This window comes from Halopseudomonas salina (assembly GCF_008641105.1).
Genome location: NZ_VTTI01000012.1, coordinates 123,440 through 139,906 on the forward strand (window position 1 = coordinate 123,440; position 16,467 = coordinate 139,906).

13 protein-coding genes are annotated in these 16,467 nt (G+C 58.4%); 10 read left to right on the forward strand and 3 right to left on the reverse strand.

Going from position 1 to position 16,467, the window contains the following annotated elements; all coding sequences use genetic code 11:
• Together hisD and hisC are read left to right on the forward strand one after the other, a co-directional pair.
• A complete protein-coding gene (gene hisD / locus FZF01_RS16905; protein ID WP_150279250.1) occupies nt 1–1,311 on the forward strand; it encodes a histidinol dehydrogenase in 1,311 nt (436 codons plus the stop codon).
• 166 nt (nt 1,312–1,477) lie between these two features.
• Nucleotides 1,478–2,533 (forward strand): histidinol-phosphate transaminase, encoded by a 1,056-nt coding sequence (gene hisC / locus FZF01_RS16910; RefSeq protein ID WP_150279251.1) that lies wholly within the window; start codon nt 1,478–1,480, stop codon nt 2,531–2,533.
• Between the two features lie 11 nt (nt 2,534–2,544).
• Here hisC and FZF01_RS16915 read toward each other — a convergent pair whose 3' ends face one another.
• On the reverse strand, nt 2,545–3,684 hold the full coding sequence (locus FZF01_RS16915; RefSeq protein ID WP_150279252.1) for a S1C family serine protease: 1,140 nt from the start codon (nt 3,682–3,684) through the stop codon (nt 2,545–2,547).
• A 174-nt stretch (nt 3,685–3,858) separates the two neighbouring features.
• Here FZF01_RS16915 and FZF01_RS16920 point away from each other — a divergent pair, with 174 nt between their 5' ends.
• The 5 genes from FZF01_RS16920 to tadA all read left to right on the forward strand — a co-directional run bounded on the left by FZF01_RS16920 (nt 3,859) and on the right by tadA (nt 8,526).
• Nucleotides 3,859–4,617: a Nif3-like dinuclear metal center hexameric protein gene (locus tag FZF01_RS16920; protein WP_150279253.1), complete on the forward strand. Its 759-nt coding sequence runs from the start codon at nt 3,859–3,861 to the stop codon at nt 4,615–4,617.
• A 142-nt stretch (nt 4,618–4,759) separates the two neighbouring features.
• A complete protein-coding gene (cysD, locus tag FZF01_RS16925) occupies nt 4,760–5,665 on the forward strand; it encodes a sulfate adenylyltransferase subunit CysD (RefSeq protein ID WP_150279254.1) in 906 nt (301 codons plus the stop codon).
• Nucleotides 5,666–5,763: 98 nt separating this feature from the next.
• Complete coding sequence (locus tag FZF01_RS16930) at nt 5,764–6,105, forward strand: four helix bundle protein (RefSeq protein WP_150279255.1); 342 nt, start codon at nt 5,764–5,766, stop codon at nt 6,103–6,105.
• A gap of 48 nt (nt 6,106–6,153) precedes the next feature.
• Nucleotides 6,154–8,061: a sulfate adenylyltransferase subunit CysN gene (gene cysN / locus FZF01_RS16935; RefSeq protein WP_150279256.1), complete on the forward strand. Its 1,908-nt coding sequence runs from the start codon at nt 6,154–6,156 to the stop codon at nt 8,059–8,061.
• Between the two features lie 12 nt (nt 8,062–8,073).
• Nucleotides 8,074–8,526: a tRNA adenosine(34) deaminase TadA gene (gene tadA / locus FZF01_RS16940; RefSeq protein ID WP_223825550.1), complete on the forward strand. Its 453-nt coding sequence runs from the start codon at nt 8,074–8,076 to the stop codon at nt 8,524–8,526.
• Nucleotides 8,527–8,665: 139 nt separating this feature from the next.
• Here the strand turns inward: tadA and mltF are convergent, their stop codons facing one another.
• Entirely contained in the window at nt 8,666–10,174 is a 1,509-nt protein-coding gene (gene mltF, locus FZF01_RS16945; RefSeq protein ID WP_223825551.1) for a membrane-bound lytic murein transglycosylase MltF, read from the reverse strand.
• Between the two features lie 80 nt (nt 10,175–10,254).
• On the opposite strand from mltF, the gene purL reads away from it, so the two are divergent.
• On the forward strand, nt 10,255–14,160 hold the full coding sequence (gene purL, locus FZF01_RS16950) for a phosphoribosylformylglycinamidine synthase (RefSeq protein WP_150279257.1): 3,906 nt from the start codon (nt 10,255–10,257) through the stop codon (nt 14,158–14,160).
• Between the two features lie 248 nt (nt 14,161–14,408).
• Here the strand turns inward: purL and FZF01_RS16955 are convergent, their stop codons facing one another.
• A complete protein-coding gene (locus FZF01_RS16955) occupies nt 14,409–15,374 on the reverse strand; it encodes an integron integrase (RefSeq protein ID WP_150279258.1) in 966 nt (321 codons plus the stop codon).
• Between the two features lie 219 nt (nt 15,375–15,593).
• Here FZF01_RS16955 and FZF01_RS16960 point away from each other — a divergent pair, with 219 nt between their 5' ends.
• A complete protein-coding gene (locus FZF01_RS16960) occupies nt 15,594–15,887 on the forward strand; it encodes a hypothetical protein (protein WP_150279259.1) in 294 nt (97 codons plus the stop codon).
• A gap of 82 nt (nt 15,888–15,969) precedes the next feature.
• Entirely contained in the window at nt 15,970–16,326 is a 357-nt protein-coding gene (locus FZF01_RS16965; protein WP_150279260.1) for a hypothetical protein, read from the forward strand.
• Nucleotides 16,327–16,467: the final 141 nt, after the last annotated feature.

A 16,467-nucleotide genomic window follows, 5' to 3' on the forward strand; every position in this document is an offset into this window, starting at 1 on the left:
ATGAATGCACCGCTGAAAATTGCCCGTCTGGACGCCAGTCAGTCTGACTTCAGCCAGCATCTCGACACGTTGCTGGCCTGGGAAGGGGTATCGGATAAAGGCGTCAACCAGCGTGTTGAAGAGATCATTGCTGCCGTGCGCGCACGGGGTGATGCTGCGCTGATCGAATATACCGCCCGTTTTGATGGGTTGGATGTCAGCTCCATGGCAGACCTGACCCTCGACCGTGCTCGGCTGGAGCTGGCGCTGGAGCGTATTACTCCAGAACAGCGAACGGCTCTCGAGTTTGCCGCCGAGCGAATTCGTGTGTATCACGAGCATCAGGTACAGCCTTCCTGGCGCTACACCGAGCCGGACGGCACCATTCTTGGCCAGCAGATTACACCGCTGGACCGCGCCGGCCTCTATGTGCCGGGTGGTAAAGCGTCTTACCCTTCGTCAGTGTTGATGAACGCGATTCCCGCCAAGGTAGCCGGTGTACGGGAAGTGGTCATGGTCGTGCCCACGCCCCGTGGCGAGATCAACGAGCTGGTGCTTGCCGCTGCTTGCCTGGCGGGCGTAGACCGCGTGTTTACCCTGGGTGGTGCTCAGGCGGTGGCGGCAATGGCCTACGGCACCGAGACCGTTCCGCGGGTGGACAAGATCGTCGGCCCAGGCAATATCTATGTAGCCACAGCCAAACGCTCGGTGTTCGGCCAGGTGGGAATCGACATGATTGCCGGCCCTTCCGAGATTCTGGTGGTGTGTGACGGTCAGACTGACCCGGACTGGATTGCGATGGATCTGTTCTCCCAGGCCGAACACGATGAGGATGCGCAGTCGATCCTGCTATCGCCGGATGCGGATTTTCTCGACGCCGTTGAAGCCAGTCTCAATCGTCTGCTTGACGGTCTTGAGCGGGCCGATATCGCCCGTGTTTCCCTGGAGAATCGCGGTGCGCTGATCAAGGTAGACAATCTGGAACACGCCTGCGAGGTGTCCAACCGCATCGCTCCAGAGCACCTGGAATTATCGGTAGCCGACCCGGAAAGCCTGTTGTCGCAGATTCGCCACGCAGGCGCCATCTTCATGGGCCGCTACACCCCCGAGGCAGTAGGCGATTATTGCGCCGGCCCGAACCACGTATTGCCTACCTCAGGCACGGCGCGCTTCTCCTCACCTCTGGGTGTCTATGACTTCCAGAAGCGCTCCTCGGTGATCTTCTGCTCACCCGAGGGTGCTTCCGAGCTGGGCAAAACAGCATCGGTACTGGCCCGCGGTGAAAGCCTGACAGCGCACGCGCGCAGTGCGGAATACCGTATAAAGCCCTAGCTGCAAGCTGCAAGCTGCAAGCTACAAGCTACAAGCCAAAAGCCAAAAGCAGCAAGCTACAAGCACCAATAACCGTTCCGACGCTCGTCGCTGCAGTATGCACGGACGGCTTGCCGCTTGAAGCTTGCAGCTTGCAGCTTGAGGCTATTTTATTGAGGATTGATCTGTGAGCCGATTCTGGAGCCCGTTCGTTGCCAGCCTGGTGCCCTATGTGCCCGGCGAGCAGCCCAAGCTGGACAATCTGGTCAAGCTGAACACCAATGAAAACCCCTACGGGCCCTCGCCCAGGGCGATTGAAGCCATTCGCGCAGTGCCTGATGACAGCCTGCGGCTTTACCCGGCGCCTGACGCCGAGGGTTTGAAGGGCGCTATCGCCGATTACTATGGCGTACAGAGCAACCAGGTATTTGTCGGCAATGGTTCAGACGAGGTGTTGGCCCATGTGTTTCATGGGCTGTTCCAGCATGGCAAGCCCTTGTTGTTCCCTGATATCAGCTACAGCTTTTATCCGGTCTACTGCGGTCTCTACGGAATACAGGCACAGACCATACCCCTGACCGACGACTTTCGGATCAATGTAGACGATTACCTGCAGCCCAATGGCGGCATTATCTTCCCCAATCCCAACGCGCCTACGGGTATTGCACTGGGGTTGAGTGCAATCGAACAGCTGCTCAAAGCCAATGCAGATTCGGTCGTGGTAGTGGATGAAGCCTACGTGGATTTTGGCGGCCAGACCGCTATCAGCCTGATCGATCAGTATCCCAACCTGCTGGTAACCCAGAGTCTGTCCAAGTCACGCTCCCTGGCGGGGCTGCGGGTTGGGCTTGCCGTGGGTCATGCTGATCTCATTGAGGCGCTGGAGCGAATCAAGAACAGCTTCAATTCCTACCCGCTGGACCGACTGGCGCTCGCTGGAGCCGAGGCGGCATTTGTTGATACGGCGTACTTTGAAGATACTCGGCAAAAGGTCATCCAGAGTCGGGAGCATCTTGCTGAGACACTTCAAGACATGGGGTTTGAGGTACTACCTTCGGCGGCAAACTTCGTATTCGTTCGCCATCCTGACCATGATGCAGCTGCGCTGGCGAAAGGCCTCAGGGATCAGCGTGTGATCGTGCGCCACTTTGCGAAGCCGCGTATCGATCAGTTTCTGCGCATCACCGTGGGGACCGAGGAGCAGAACAGCAAGCTCATCGCCGTTCTGCGCGACCTGCTCTAAGATTCTAGCGCTCAGGGGCGGAAGTTGGGCCGCACGCCCACTGCCGCCTCGAAGCTTATTGCCTTGCCCTCACGCAGCACTTCAAGGGTTACAGTTTCACCGGGGTCGGCTCTGGCCACCTGGTTCATTGCCTGTCGACCGGTAATCGCAGGTTCGTTTTCAATCCGCAATATCACGTCACCCGGCATCAGGCCCGCCAGGGACGCAGGTCCGTCACGGTACAGTCCGGAAATGACCAGGCCCGTGCCTGCGTCCACGTTGAGCGCTTCGGCCAGTTCAGCGGTGAGGGGTTGCACTTCCACCCCCAGCCAGCCACGCACCACCCGGCCGTTCTTGATGATTTCCTGCATCACCTCTGCTGCCAGCTTCACCGGAATCGCAAAACCGATGCCCTGAGATCCGCCCGATTGGGAGAAAATCGCCGTATTGATTCCCACCAGATTGCCGGCGGTATCGATCAGTGCGCCGCCCGAGTTGCCCTGGTTGATCGCCGCATCCGTCTGGATGAAGTCTTCGTAGGTGTTGAGTCCCAGCTGGTTGCGACCCGTGGCGCTGACGATCCCCATGGTCACCGTCTGACCAAGACCAAACGGATTGCCGATGGCCAGCACCACGTCGCCCACCTGCTGTTCACCGGCGCCGCTGATCGAGATGGATGGCAGATCGCCGAGTTTGATCTTGAGAACCGCCAGATCAGTTTCGGGATCGGTCCCCACCAGGGTCGCAATGGCTTCGCGCCCATCGCGCAGGCCAACCAGGATCTGCTCCGCACCGGCAATCACATGATTGTTGGTAAGCAGGTAGCCATCTGGGCTGAGAATTACCGCAGAGCCCAGACTCGAGTCGCGTCTTGTGGGTGCGGGTAAGGCGTCTGAGTAATCACCGGTGGCAGGGTTGGGGAGTAAAGGCTGCCCAATCTGATTGGCTACGCGCTTGGTTGTGTATACATTGGCTACTGCTGGCGCTGCACGCTGCACAGCTATACGGTAAGACCCTTGCCCAGACTTCTCATCCTTATCGGGTGGGGCTATCTCGATAACCGGATCACTCGCCGGCATGCCCAGAGGTTGTGGGTAATACTGCAGCAAGACGAGTGCCAGCAGCACGCCGCAGGTCACTGGCCAGCCCCAGTCGCGCATCAATTCATTCATCAAACAGTCCCGATCCCGCCCGCAGCCAATGGCCGTTAGTGCTGCATAGTATAAGGGGATCAAACCCATAAATGCAGGTATTGCGCCGGGGAGTGGCCGGGTAGGTGCAGAACTGGCCAAACAGGTTCACAGCGCAGACAATACGCGCAGGTTCTATACACAGGAGGCTCCCCCATGGTGGAAAGGTCAACGCTGGTCGATTACTGCAACAACCTGCTGGAATCAGATGCGTTCCAGGATTACTGCCCCAATGGGCTACAGGTGGAAGGAGCAGGCCAGGTACAGCGGCTGGTGACTGGCGTAACCGCCAGTCAGGCATTGGTAGATGCTGCCGTGGCCACCGGCGCGCAGATGCTGCTAGTGCACCATGGGTACTTCTGGAAAGGTGAGCCTGCGGCAGTGACCGGTATCAAGTATCGTCGCCTCAAGGCGCTGCTTGGCGCAGACGTCAATCTGCTCGCCTACCATCTGCCGCTGGATGTGCATGGCGAACTGGGCAACAACGTGCAACTGGCAAAACTGCTGGGCTGGAAGGTGCTTGGCGGGCTTGAACCGGACAACCCCCGTTCGGTAGGGCTTTACGGCGAATTGCCCGAAGCAATGGAGGGTGGCGCGCTGGCACGTCATATGGCCGACGTGCTGCAGCGCGAGCCTTTGCATATCGCCGGTAATGACCGCCCCATCAAACGTATTGCCTGGTGTACTGGTGCAGCCCAGGGCTATATCGAACGGGCTATCGCCCTAGGCGCCGACGCTTATGTGACCGGGGAAGTGTCCGAGCCCACGGTTCACGCAGCGCGGGAGAATGGCATCCACTTTTTTGCTGCCGGACACCATGCGACAGAGCGGTATGGCGTCAAGGCTCTGGGCGAGCATCTGGCCGAGCGCTTTGGCCTGCACCACGAATTTATCGATATCGACAACCCGGTTTGAGCGGTAACCGGCAGGCGACCCGAGCTATATTGATATGCTTTAAAGGTATTAAAACACGCCTTATTAGATTGCTTGGCGTTTGATACAATGCCGTCAACTGAATACGGGATGCGCCTCGTCCCCTTGATATCGCGAGTACGCCATGCTGGAAAAACTGACTCATCTCAAGCAACTGGAAGCGGAAAGCATCCACATCATTCGTGAAGTGGCTGCGGAGTTTCAGAATCCGGTGATGCTCTACTCGATCGGCAAGGACTCCGCTGTAATGCTCCACCTGGCGCGCAAGGCCTTCTATCCTGGTCGCCTGCCGTTCCCGGTCCTGCACGTGGATACCGGCTGGAAGTTCCGCGAAATGTACAAGTTCCGCGAGCGCATGGTCGAAGAAATGGATCTCGACCTGCTGGTGCATCAGAACGCTGAAGGCCTGGCCCAGGGCGTAGGCCCCTTCACCCATGGCAGCGCCGTGCATACCGACGTGATGAAGACCCAGGCGCTGAAGCAGGCCCTGGACAAGTACGGTTTTGACGCGGCCTTCGGTGGTGCCCGCCGTGACGAGGAAAAGTCCCGCGCCAAGGAGCGCGTCTACTCATTCCGCGACAAGCATCACCGCTGGGATCCCAAGAACCAGCGTCCCGAGCTGTGGAACGTCTATAACGGCAAAGTACACAAGGGCGAAAGCATTCGCGTATTCCCCCTGTCCAACTGGACCGAACTCGACATCTGGCAATACATCTACCTGGAAAGCATCCCGATTGTGCCTCTGTACTTTGCCGCCGAACGTCCGGTAGTCGAGCACAACGGCTCATTGATCATGGTCGATGACGAGCGCATGCCCATGGAAGAAGGTCAGAAGCCGGAAATGAAAATGGTTCGTTTCCGTACCCTGGGCTGTTACCCCCTCACCGGCGCCGTCGAATCCACCGCCGCCACGCTCCCGGAAATCATCCAGGAAATGCTCCTGACCCGTACATCCGAACGCCAGGGCCGCATGATCGATCATGATCAAGCCGGATCGATGGAAGAGAAGAAGAGGCAGGGCTATTTCTAGCGGTAGCTAAAAAAGCGGCAAGCCTCAAGCTGCAAGCGACAAGCAGATTGGAGCAGTCGCCGTATTTACGATTTATAACGGCAACATGGAGGTTGCTGATGGATTTTGAAAAGCTTGAGGTCTGGCATCGCAGCAAAGCGCTTTCGGTTGCCATGTATCGAGCGCTGGCAGACTGCCCGGATTATGGCTTCCGGAATCAACTGACGCGGTCTGCTCTATCCGTTCCAAGCAATATCGCCGAGGGAATGGAGAGAGCTGGCAATGCAGAGAAGCGTTACTTTCTCAGCGTTGCCAAAGGGTCTTGCGCAGAAGTGCGCACGCAGCTGATGGTAGGACAAGAGATTGATTACGTGGAGCAGGCGTTTGCCGCGCATTGGATCCATGAAACACGCGAGCTGTCGCGAATGCTGACAGGCTTGATTAATAGAATTACTGAATAATTGCACGGACAGCTTGCCGCTTGTCGCTTGCAGCTTGGAGCTTGGAACATGAGTCACCAATCAGAACTGATCAGCGAAGATATCCTGGCGTACCTCGGCCAGCACGAACGCAAGGAACTGCTGCGTTTTCTTACCTGCGGTAACGTCGACGACGGCAAGAGCACGCTGATCGGGCGTTTGCTGCATGATTCCAAGATGATCTACGAAGATCATATGGAAGCCATTACCCGCGACTCCAAGAAGTCTGGCACCACCGGTGAAGAGGTCGATCTGGCGCTGCTGGTCGATGGTCTGCAGGCCGAGCGCGAGCAGGGCATCACCATTGACGTTGCCTACCGCTATTTCTCGACCGCCAAGCGCAAGTTCATCATCGCCGATACCCCCGGCCATGAGCAGTACACCCGCAACATGGCCACCGGTGCCTCGACCTGTGATCTGGCGATCATCCTGATCGACGCCCGTTACGGCGTGCAGACCCAGACCAAGCGCCACAGCTTTATCGCCTCCTTGCTGGGTATCAAGCATATCGTTGTTGCAGTAAACAAGATGGATCTGAAGGACTTCGATGAAGGCGTCTTCAATCAGATCTGTGACGACTACCGCGAGTTTGCCAAGGGCTTGGAAATGCTCGACGGCAATAGCGTACATTTCGTGCCGATGTCTGCACTCAAGGGCGACAACGTCGTCAACCGTAGCGAGCGCAGCCCCTGGTATACCGGCCAGACCCTGATGGAGATCCTCGAGACCGTTGAAGTCGCCGCCGATCGCAACCTCAAGGATCTGCGTTTCCCGGTCCAGCTGGTTACCCGGCCGAACCTTAACTTCCGCGGCTTTGCCGGCACCCTGGCATCCGGTGTCGTGCACAAGGGTGATGAGTTGGTCGTATTGCCATCGGGCAAGAGCAGTCGGGTCAAATCCATTGTCACCTTCGACGGAGAGCTGGAAAGCGCCGGTCCTGGTCAGGCAGTGACGCTGACCCTGGAAGACGAAATCGACATCTCCCGTGGCGACGTGCTCGCGCATATCGACAACCGCCCCCTGATCGGCGATCTGTTTGAAGCCAATCTGGTGTGGATGGCCGACCAGCCGATGCAGCCGGGCCGCAAGTACGATATCAAGCGAGCAACCAGCAACAGCCCGGGCTCCTTTACCCGGATCGTACACCGCATCGACGTCAATACGCTGGAAAAACAGGATGCGCCCGAACTGGGTCTGAACGAGATCGGCCGCGTCGAGTTATCCCTTGAGCGTCCGATTGCCTATGACGACTACCGGGCCAACCGCACCAGCGGCTCGTTTATCGTCATCGACCGCATGACCAATGGCACCGTTGGCGCCGGCATGATTGTCGCCAAGGGCCTGTTGGGTCAGAACACCACCGGTAGCCGCCATGGCGGGTTCGCCCATGTGACTGCCAGCGAACGCGCGCAGCGTTTCGGCCAGGAGCCGGTTACTCTGCTGTTTACCGGTCTTTCCGGTGCCGGCAAGAGCACCCTGGCCTATGCGGTTGAACGCAAACTGTTCGACAGCGGCCGTGCCTGCTACGTGCTCGATGGCAAGGAGTTGCGTCAGGATCTGAGCAAGGGGCTGACACAGGATGCCGCTGGCCGCGCCGAGAATCTGCACAAGGGCGCACGTATTGCCCGGCAGATGAACGAAGCCGGACTGATCGCGCTGGGAGCCTTCGTGGCTCCGACCGCGGAAAGCCGCGCTCAGGCCCGTTACATTCTGGGTGAGCGCTGCTTGATGGTGTATCTGGATACACCCATGGACGTCTGCCAGGAACGTGATCCTTCCGGTCTGTATGCAGCTAATGCCGAAGGCACCATACCGGGCGTTTCCTATCCGTACGAAGCTCCGGCTGATGCGGATCTGGTGTTGGACACCAGCAAGCAGAATCTGGAGACCTGCGTTGCCGAGGTGATAGAGCTGCTCAGAACCCGCAAGTTGATCTGAGCGCGACCGCCGATGAAGCCCGCCGACATCGACTTTATGCGCCTGGCCCTGGCCGAGGCGCATCTTGCCGCGGAGCTAGGCGAGGTGCCGGTGGGCGCGGTACTGGTGCACCAGGGCCGGGTGATCGGCAAGGGCTTCAATCAACCGATCAGCAGTAACGACCCCAGTGCCCATGCCGAGATGGTTGCCCTGCGCCAGGCCGCCCTGGCCCAAAGCAACTACCGCCTGCCGGACACCACCCTGTACGTCACCCTCGAACCCTGCACCATGTGCGCGGGCCTGCTGATTCACAGCCGCGTCTCGAGGCTGGTGTTCGGCGCCAGCGAACCCCGCGCCGGCGCCGTGATCAGCCGCGCGCAGATCTTCGACCAGCCCTGGATGAACCACCGAATTGAAGTGGAAGGCGGGGTTTTGGCGGAGGAGTGCGGGGAAGTGCTCAGGGCGTTTTTTAAAGGGCGGAGGTGAAGCCCCAAGCCCAAACACAGCGGCAAGCGGCAAGCGGCAAGCTGTCCCTGCCCACTCAGATCCAGGGGTAGAGGTTTGGTCTAGGGTTTTCTTGCAGCTTGCCGCTTGAAGCTTGCAGCTGGACTAACTCCCGCAAGACTTAAAAGTTTTGCGGGAGTTGGTCCAGGATTCCCGGCGCATGATATTGCTCGGCATCCGCCTGGGCCATTTCGGCCTGTGGCTGGGTCACCCATTGCAGGATCTCGTGGTAGCGGCGGATGTTCTGCACGTAGTGCACCGGCTCGGCGCCGCGGGCATAGCCGTAGCGGGTCTTGGTGTACCACTCCTTTTTCGATAGCAACGGCAGGTGGTCCTTTACGTCGACCCAGCGATTGGGGTCGCGGCCGTTGCTGCGGGTCAGGTTGCGTGCGTCATCCAGGTGACCTATGCCCACGTTATAGGCGGCCATAGCAAACCAGGTGCGATCAGGCTCGGGGATGTCTTCGGGTAACTGGTCGCGCACCCAGATCAGATACCGGGCGCCGCCAAAAATACTCTGCTTTGGATCGATACGGTTGGTCACGCCGACGAATTTGGCGGTGGGCAGCGTCAACATCATGATCCCACGCACGCCGGTGAACGACACGGCATCCGGATCCCATAAGGACTCCTGGTAGCCCATTGCTGCCAACAGGCGCCAGTCCAGTCCGTACTGATCACCGGCTTGACGGAACAGAGTCTCATAGCGTGGCAAGCGTTGCAGCGTGTGCTGGGCGAACCAGCGGGCTCCCACGTAGTCGAGCACGTCGGCATGGCCGTAGAACCGTTCAACCAATTGATCCAGCGTGCCATCGGCGCGTATGCCGGCAAAGAACACATCCACTGCCTGTTGCAGGCTGTCATCCTCGCCGGGGGGTAAGGCCCAGGCCATAGGTTGGGGTTCGGACAAATCAAAACCCACCCGCACTGCCGGATAGAACGCCTGGTTTACCACCAGCTCGTTGGAATACACCACCGCATGGTCTATCTCGTTGTCATTGACCAGGCGCAGCAGGTCAACCACCTCGACCCGGTCGGACTCTTCAAATACCAGGTCTGGATGCTCGGTCTGCAAATCACGTAGTTGGTCCGCCAGGGTGCTGCCCTTGAGCACCATGATGCGCTTGCCGTAAAGATCTTCGAGCGTACGCGGCTGCGACTCGCCATGGCGATAGACCACCTGGGGGGTGACATCCATGTAAGGTGTGGAGAAGCGCACCTGGTCAGAACGTTGCGGGTTGACGGTAATGCCGGCCGCGCCGATATGAGGACCGGTGGGCTCCGACATCTGCTCGAACAGCTCATCCAGGGTGTCGATGGTTTCCACTTCCAGGTCCAGCTGAAGACTGTCGGCAAAGCGCTTGCTCAGCTCGTATTCCAACCCGGTATTACCGTGGCGGTCCTGGTAAAAAGTGGTGGGTGTGTTGCGGGTAGCCATGCGAACTACACCCTGGTCGCGCATTTGCTCCAGGTGGGTAGTGGGTTGCTCGCAGCCCGACAACAATGCAGTAAAAAGCACTATGGTCGAAAACGGCAGCAGAGCTAATCGAGTCAGTTTTGCTGGCATGGGAGTGAGTATATGCAAAAGCGCAGGGCGGACATAGCTGCCAGCTGTTCGACTATGTGTCATCAGCCTGCCATGGCCCCCAACGCCAGCTTGGGGTATCCTATGTGCCTTCTTTTTTACACTTCTCCGAGGCCGTAACCAGCATGCATACACTGCGTGGCGCCCCAGCCCTTTCCCCATTCCGTCGTGACAAGCTCCTGGCCCGATTGCAGGAGCGTGTTCCCGGCGTGAGCGCCGTTTACGCCGAGTTCATGCACTTTGCCGAGCTGCGCGAAGCACTCGATGAGGCGCAGCTGGAAGTGCTCGAGCGTATTCTGCGTTACGGCCCCTCGGTTCCTGCCGAAGAGCCGCGGGGCAGCCAGTTTCTGGTCGTGCCGCGGTTTGGCACCATTTCTCCCTGGTCCAGCAAGGCGACCGACATCGCACATAACTGCGGCCTGGAGTCTGTTGTCCGTCTGGAGCGAGGTATCGCCTATCACGTGACCAGCGCGGATGGGGAGCTGAGCGCCGCCGATCACAAGCAGGTCGCAGCACTGCTGCACGACCGCATGACCGAGCGTGTACTGGACAACGTCGAGGCCGCAGCCGACCTGTTCCGCCATGCTGAGCCGCAACCCTTCCAGCGCGTCGACATTCTCGGCGGTGGCCGCAAGGCACTGGAGCAGGCGAATATCAGCCTCGGTCTGGCGCTGGCGGATGACGAGATCGACTACCTGGTCGACAGCTTCAAGGAGCTGGAGCGTAATCCCAGTGACGTCGAACTGATGATGTTCGCGCAAGCGAACTCCGAGCATTGCCGCCACAAGATCTTCAATGCCACCTGGGACATTGACGGTGAAGCGCAGGACAAGAGCCTGTTCGGCATGATCAAGAACACCTACCAACTGCACAGCGAAGGCGTGCTGTCTGCCTACAAGGACAACGCCGCAGTCATTGAAGGCTTTGTCGCCGGGCGTTTCTTCCCGGTTGCCGGCAGCGGCGAATACCGCGCCCATGAAGAGCCTGTGCACATCCTGATGAAGGTCGAGACGCACAACCACCCCACAGCGATTGCACCTTTCCCCGGTGCTGCCACCGGCTCCGGCGGCGAGATTCGTGACGAGGGCGCCACCGGTCGCGGCGGTAAGCCCAAGGCGGGTCTGGCCGGTTTTACCGTCTCCAACCTGCGCATCCCAGGCTTCGTTCAGCCCTGGGAAGAAGATAACGGCAAGCCCGAGCGTATTGTCACGCCGCTGCAGATCATGATCGATGGTCCGCTGGGCGCCGCTGCCTTCAACAACGAATTCGGCCGGCCAAACCTGACCGGTTACTTCCGTACCTGGGAGCAGACCGTCAACTCCCCGCGCGGCCCTGAGATCCGTGGCTATCACAAGCCAATCATGATCGCCGGTGGCATGGGTAACATCCGTGCCAACCACGTGGAAAAGGCCGAAATCACTGTTGGTGCCAGGCTGATCGTTCTCGGCGGACCGGCGATGCTGATCGGTCTCGGTGGCGGTGCTGCCTCCTCTATGGATACCGGCAGCAGCGCTGAAGATCTTGATTTTGCTTCGGTACAGCGCGAAAACCCGGAAATGGAACGCCGCTGTCAGGAAGTGATCGATCGCTGCTGGCAGCTGGGCGACAAGAACCCGATCGCCTTCATCCACGATGTGGGTGCCGGTGGCCTGTCCAACGCCTTCCCGGAACTGGTGAATGATGGTGGTCGCGGAGGTCGTTTCGAACTGCGCAACGTCCCCAACGATGAGCCGGGCATGAGCCCATTGGCAATCTGGTCCAACGAATCTCAGGAACGTTATGTCATGGCCGTGGATAACAGCGATTTCGATCGCTTCCAGGCTATCTGCGAGCGCGAGCGCTGCCCCTTCGCTGTCGTCGGTGAAGCTACAGAAGAGCAGTTGTTGACTCTGAGCGACAGCCATTTTGAGAACAATCCGGTCGACATGCCCCTGTCGGTATTGCTCGGCAAGCCGCCACGCATGCACCGCAGTGTTGAGCGTGAAGCCGAGCCCGCGGATGACTTTGACGCCAGTGCACTGCCCTTGGAAGAAGCAGTGAACCGCGTGTTGCGTCTGCCCTCGGTGGCGAGCAAGGGCTTTCTGATCACCATTGGTGATCGTAGCATTACCGGTCTGGTTGCCCGTGATCAGATGGTTGGACCCTGGCAGGTACCGGTCGCCGATTGCGCCGTGACTGCCAGCAGTTTTGATGTGCACACCGGTGAAGCCATGGCCATGGGCGAGCGTACACCGCTGGCATTGCTCGATGCGCCTGCATCCGGCCGCATGGCCGTCGCCGAGGCCATTACCAACCTGGCCGCCTCACGCATCGACAGCATTTCCGATATTCGCCTGTCCGCCAACTGGATGGCTGCCGCCGGCCACCCCGGGGAAGACGCTCGCCTGTATGACACCGTGCGCGCCGTCGGCATGGAACTGTGCCCGGCACTCGGCATCACCGTGCCGGTGGGCAAGGATTCCATGTCCATGAAAACCCGCTGGGATGATGCCGGCGAAGACCGCAGCGTGACCTCGCCGATGTCCCTGGTGGTCACCGGCTTTGCACCGGTACAGGACGTGCGCGCCACGCTCACACCACAATTGCATCTCGACCAGGGCGATACTGATCTGATCCTGATCGACCTGGGCCGTGGCCAGAACCGCCTCGGCGGCTCTGCGCTGGCGCAGGTATACAACAGCATCGGCCAGACCGCACCGGACCTGGACGACGCCGAAGACCTCAAAGCCTTCTTTGCTGTGATTCAGGGTCTGAATCAGGATGAGCTGCTGCTGGCTTATCACGACCGGTCCGACGGGGGTCTGCTGACCACCTTGGCCGAGATGGCCTTTGCCGGTCACTGCGGCTTGAAAATCCAGCTCGACGTACTGGCCGACGCCGCGAGCGAGTTGCCTGCTGCCTTGTTCAATGAAGAACTGGGCGCCGTGATTCAGGTACGCCAGAGCGATACCGAAGCCGTTCTCAGCCAGCTTTCAGCCGCTGGCCTGGGTGACTGCAGCGCTGTGATCGGCCAGCCGCAAGGGCCGCAGGACTTCTGGTTTAGCTTTGCCGGCGAAGACGTACTCACCGGCACTCGGGCAAGCTGGCAGCGGGCCTGGAGCGAAACCAGCTGGCACATCCAACGGATGCGCGACAACCCCGATTGTGCGGATCAGGAGTTCGAGCTGCTGGCCGACGACGCCAACCCCGGGCTGCAAGCCATGCTCAGCTTCGACATCAACGAAGATGTGGCTGCGCCATTCATCAGTGGCAGTGCGCGCCCGCGCATCGCCATACTGCGCGAGCAGGGCGTTAACGGTCAGGTAGAAATGGCCGCCGCCTTTACCCGCGCCGGGTTCACCGCCGTTGACGTGCACATGAGCGACATACTCAGCGGCCGGGTGCATCTGGAAGACTTCCGCGGGCTGGTCGCCTGTGGCGGCTTCTCCTACGGTGACGTGCTCGGAGCCGGCGAAGGCTGGGCCAAGTCGATTCTGTTCAATGCCCAGGCCCGTGAGGATTTCAGCGCCTTCTTTGCCCGCCCCGATACCTTCACCCTGGGTGTGTGCAACGGCTGCCAGATGCTCTCCAACCTGCGAGAACTGATTCCCGGCAGTGAGCATTGGCCACACTTTGTGCGTAACCGCTCCGAGCAGTTTGAAGCGCGGGTCGCCATGGTCGAAATCCAGCCATCGCCCTCGATCTTCCTCAGCGGCATGGTCGGCTCGCAACTGCCCATTGCCATCGCCCACGGTGAAGGCCACGCCGAGTTCGCTGATAGCGCAGCCGTGGACGCCTGTGAAGCAAGCAATAGCGTCGCAATGCGCTACGTGGACAACCGCGGCCGCATGACCGAACGCTACCCGGCCAACCCCAACGGCTCGCCGCGCGGTATCACCGGCCTGACCACCCGTGACGGCCGAGTCACCATCATGATGCCCCACCCGGAACGCGTATTCCGCGCCTCGCAAAACTCCTGGCACCCCAGTGAGTGGAGCGAAGACGGTGCCTGGATGCGCATGTTCCGCAATGCCCGAGTCTGGGTCGGCTGACGCCACCCAGAGCAGTAACCAACACCCCGGCGCCCGCCGGGGTTTTGCTTTTTGGTCGCAACTCACAACCAGCGAAAATCCCTTTGGACAATTCCCGCTGCTCTGGATTACTCTCAGGGTACGCAACGGAATGCGAGCTCCATCCCGCCTCCAGGCAAGGACAGCCTGCACTCCTTTCAAACCAAATATAACGAGCTTCTTCCACTTGTCCGGGAACAGGATAGGGCGGTAGCGTGCCTGAACACAGTTCAGCCCAAAGGGCTCTGCACACCCGCAAAGCCCTGGCCGAGCACATGGGTGTATATCTGCGTAGTGCGCACGTCCGCATGGCCAAGCAGGGTCTGTACGGTGCGAATGTCGCTACCGCGGCGCAGCAGCTCGGTAGCGAACGTATGTCGAAAGGTGTGGCACCCAGCCGGTTTGCCAACACCCGCTTCGCCGACGGCGATCTTCACCGCTCGCTGGATACTGCTGACATGCACGTGATGACGAACACTGTTTCCGTCCTCATCCAGACAGATATTGTTGGATGGGAAAAGCCATTGCCACTCAAGAGATCGCGAAGCTGAGGGATATTTCCGACGTAACGCAAAAGGCAGGGAAACCGGGACGGCAAAAAAACCGTCCTGGCTTTTCCAGTCGGAAAAAATGCGCTGATTGCGGTGATGTAAAGCTTGAATAAGCGCCGTAGGGAGTAACGTAGTGCGATCTTTGCCACCCTTACCATCTCTCACGGTGATGATTTGCCGATCAAAATCGATATCCTTGATACGCAAGCGCGACGTTTCCACAACGCGCAAGCCGGCGCCATACATCAGCGAGGCCATCAGTTTGTAGGGTTCGGCCAACCGATCAATGATGCTCATCGCTTCTGCATGGGTCAGCACCACAGGCAAGCGGGGAGGGCGTTTGACCCTCACCGTTTCACCAATGTCTCCAAGGGGATGCTCAAGCACTCGCGCATACAGAAATACAATCGCGTTCAGCGCAAGGTTCTGGGTCGCCGCAGCCACTTGCCGATCAGTTGCCAGCCAGCTGAGAAAGGCGTTTACCTCGGCCGGGCCAAGCTCAAGCGGGTGACGCATCTGATGAAAGCGAATGAAGTAACGGATCCAGTACCAGTAGCTTTTCTCTGTTCGAATGCTGTAATGGTTTACACGAATCACCGCGCGAAACTGATCGCGCAGGCGCGGCTTGGGAGAGGGGCTGTCCATGCTGACTCCAATGCTGTGTATTTATACAGTAGTAATAGGTTCATAGAATGTCGAAGTCAAGCGAATACGAGCTGGAAGCATCGCGTAGGTGCTAAAACGTTGTTATAGCTAGGAAAAGGCTTCCGGTGCCCTCGAAGGAGTCCCGGAGTTATATCGAACCATCCGTTATGCATTAACACCGCATGCGGTCTAATCACTGTTATGTTTCCTAGGGTCATCATGGAATATCAAGAAATTATTGAACTCGATGGCGGAAACCGGATGGCACTAATTTATGTAGCCGGTGATAAGACTATTCCAATCAAAGAGGCTAATTCAAATATCGTCTGCTTTGATAACAATATGAATATAATTTGGCGAGTATCTGCGCCGGCTACTGGTTTTGAAAGAGACTCCTTCGTAGAGCTTAATAAAGAGAGCAATGGCATAATTACCGGTCGCCGTTTCTTTGGTAACACATACACAATAAATCCATCCACAGGTGAGGCAACGCAATCAGGGTGGCAGAAATGAAACATAACAAGCGGCAGCAGCATCGCCCCTTCGGGGCTGGACTCGCTGACGCTCGCCGCTGTGCCGGACGTTATGCATATTTATGAAATGGCATCCGAGCAAGAAGAAGCGCGCACGAAATGAAGAATCGGTCAAAGCATCGCGCGTGTCCGGACTCTCCATGCTAAGCGATGTTTTTGAGAGCTTGATGCGTTCCAGAAAGCAAGGCTGGCTCTATTTTTGTATTTTCGTTTTTCTCGTAATCTTTTTGGGAGCCCATTTAGCTCAAGCAGCAACGACCTTATCAGTACCCAACATTCGAACTACAGAATCAGTGCATTTTGGCACTAGGCCGGCATGGTTCACTTTTGTCGTGTTTTTCAAGCTTGCGGCCTGGCTGTTCAGCGCTACCTATATGGCCATCTTCATCAAGAGCCTTCTGTGGCGTAAAAATGCATAACCAATCACTGCATGGGACCGCTTCTCCGCCGCTTCGCGGCTACAAACCGGCCCATGAGTTCACACGTTAGCACTCTATGAAATACATCGACAGTAGAAGCCATATTGGCTATGGAATGTACAAAAATGTATCTGAACTGAA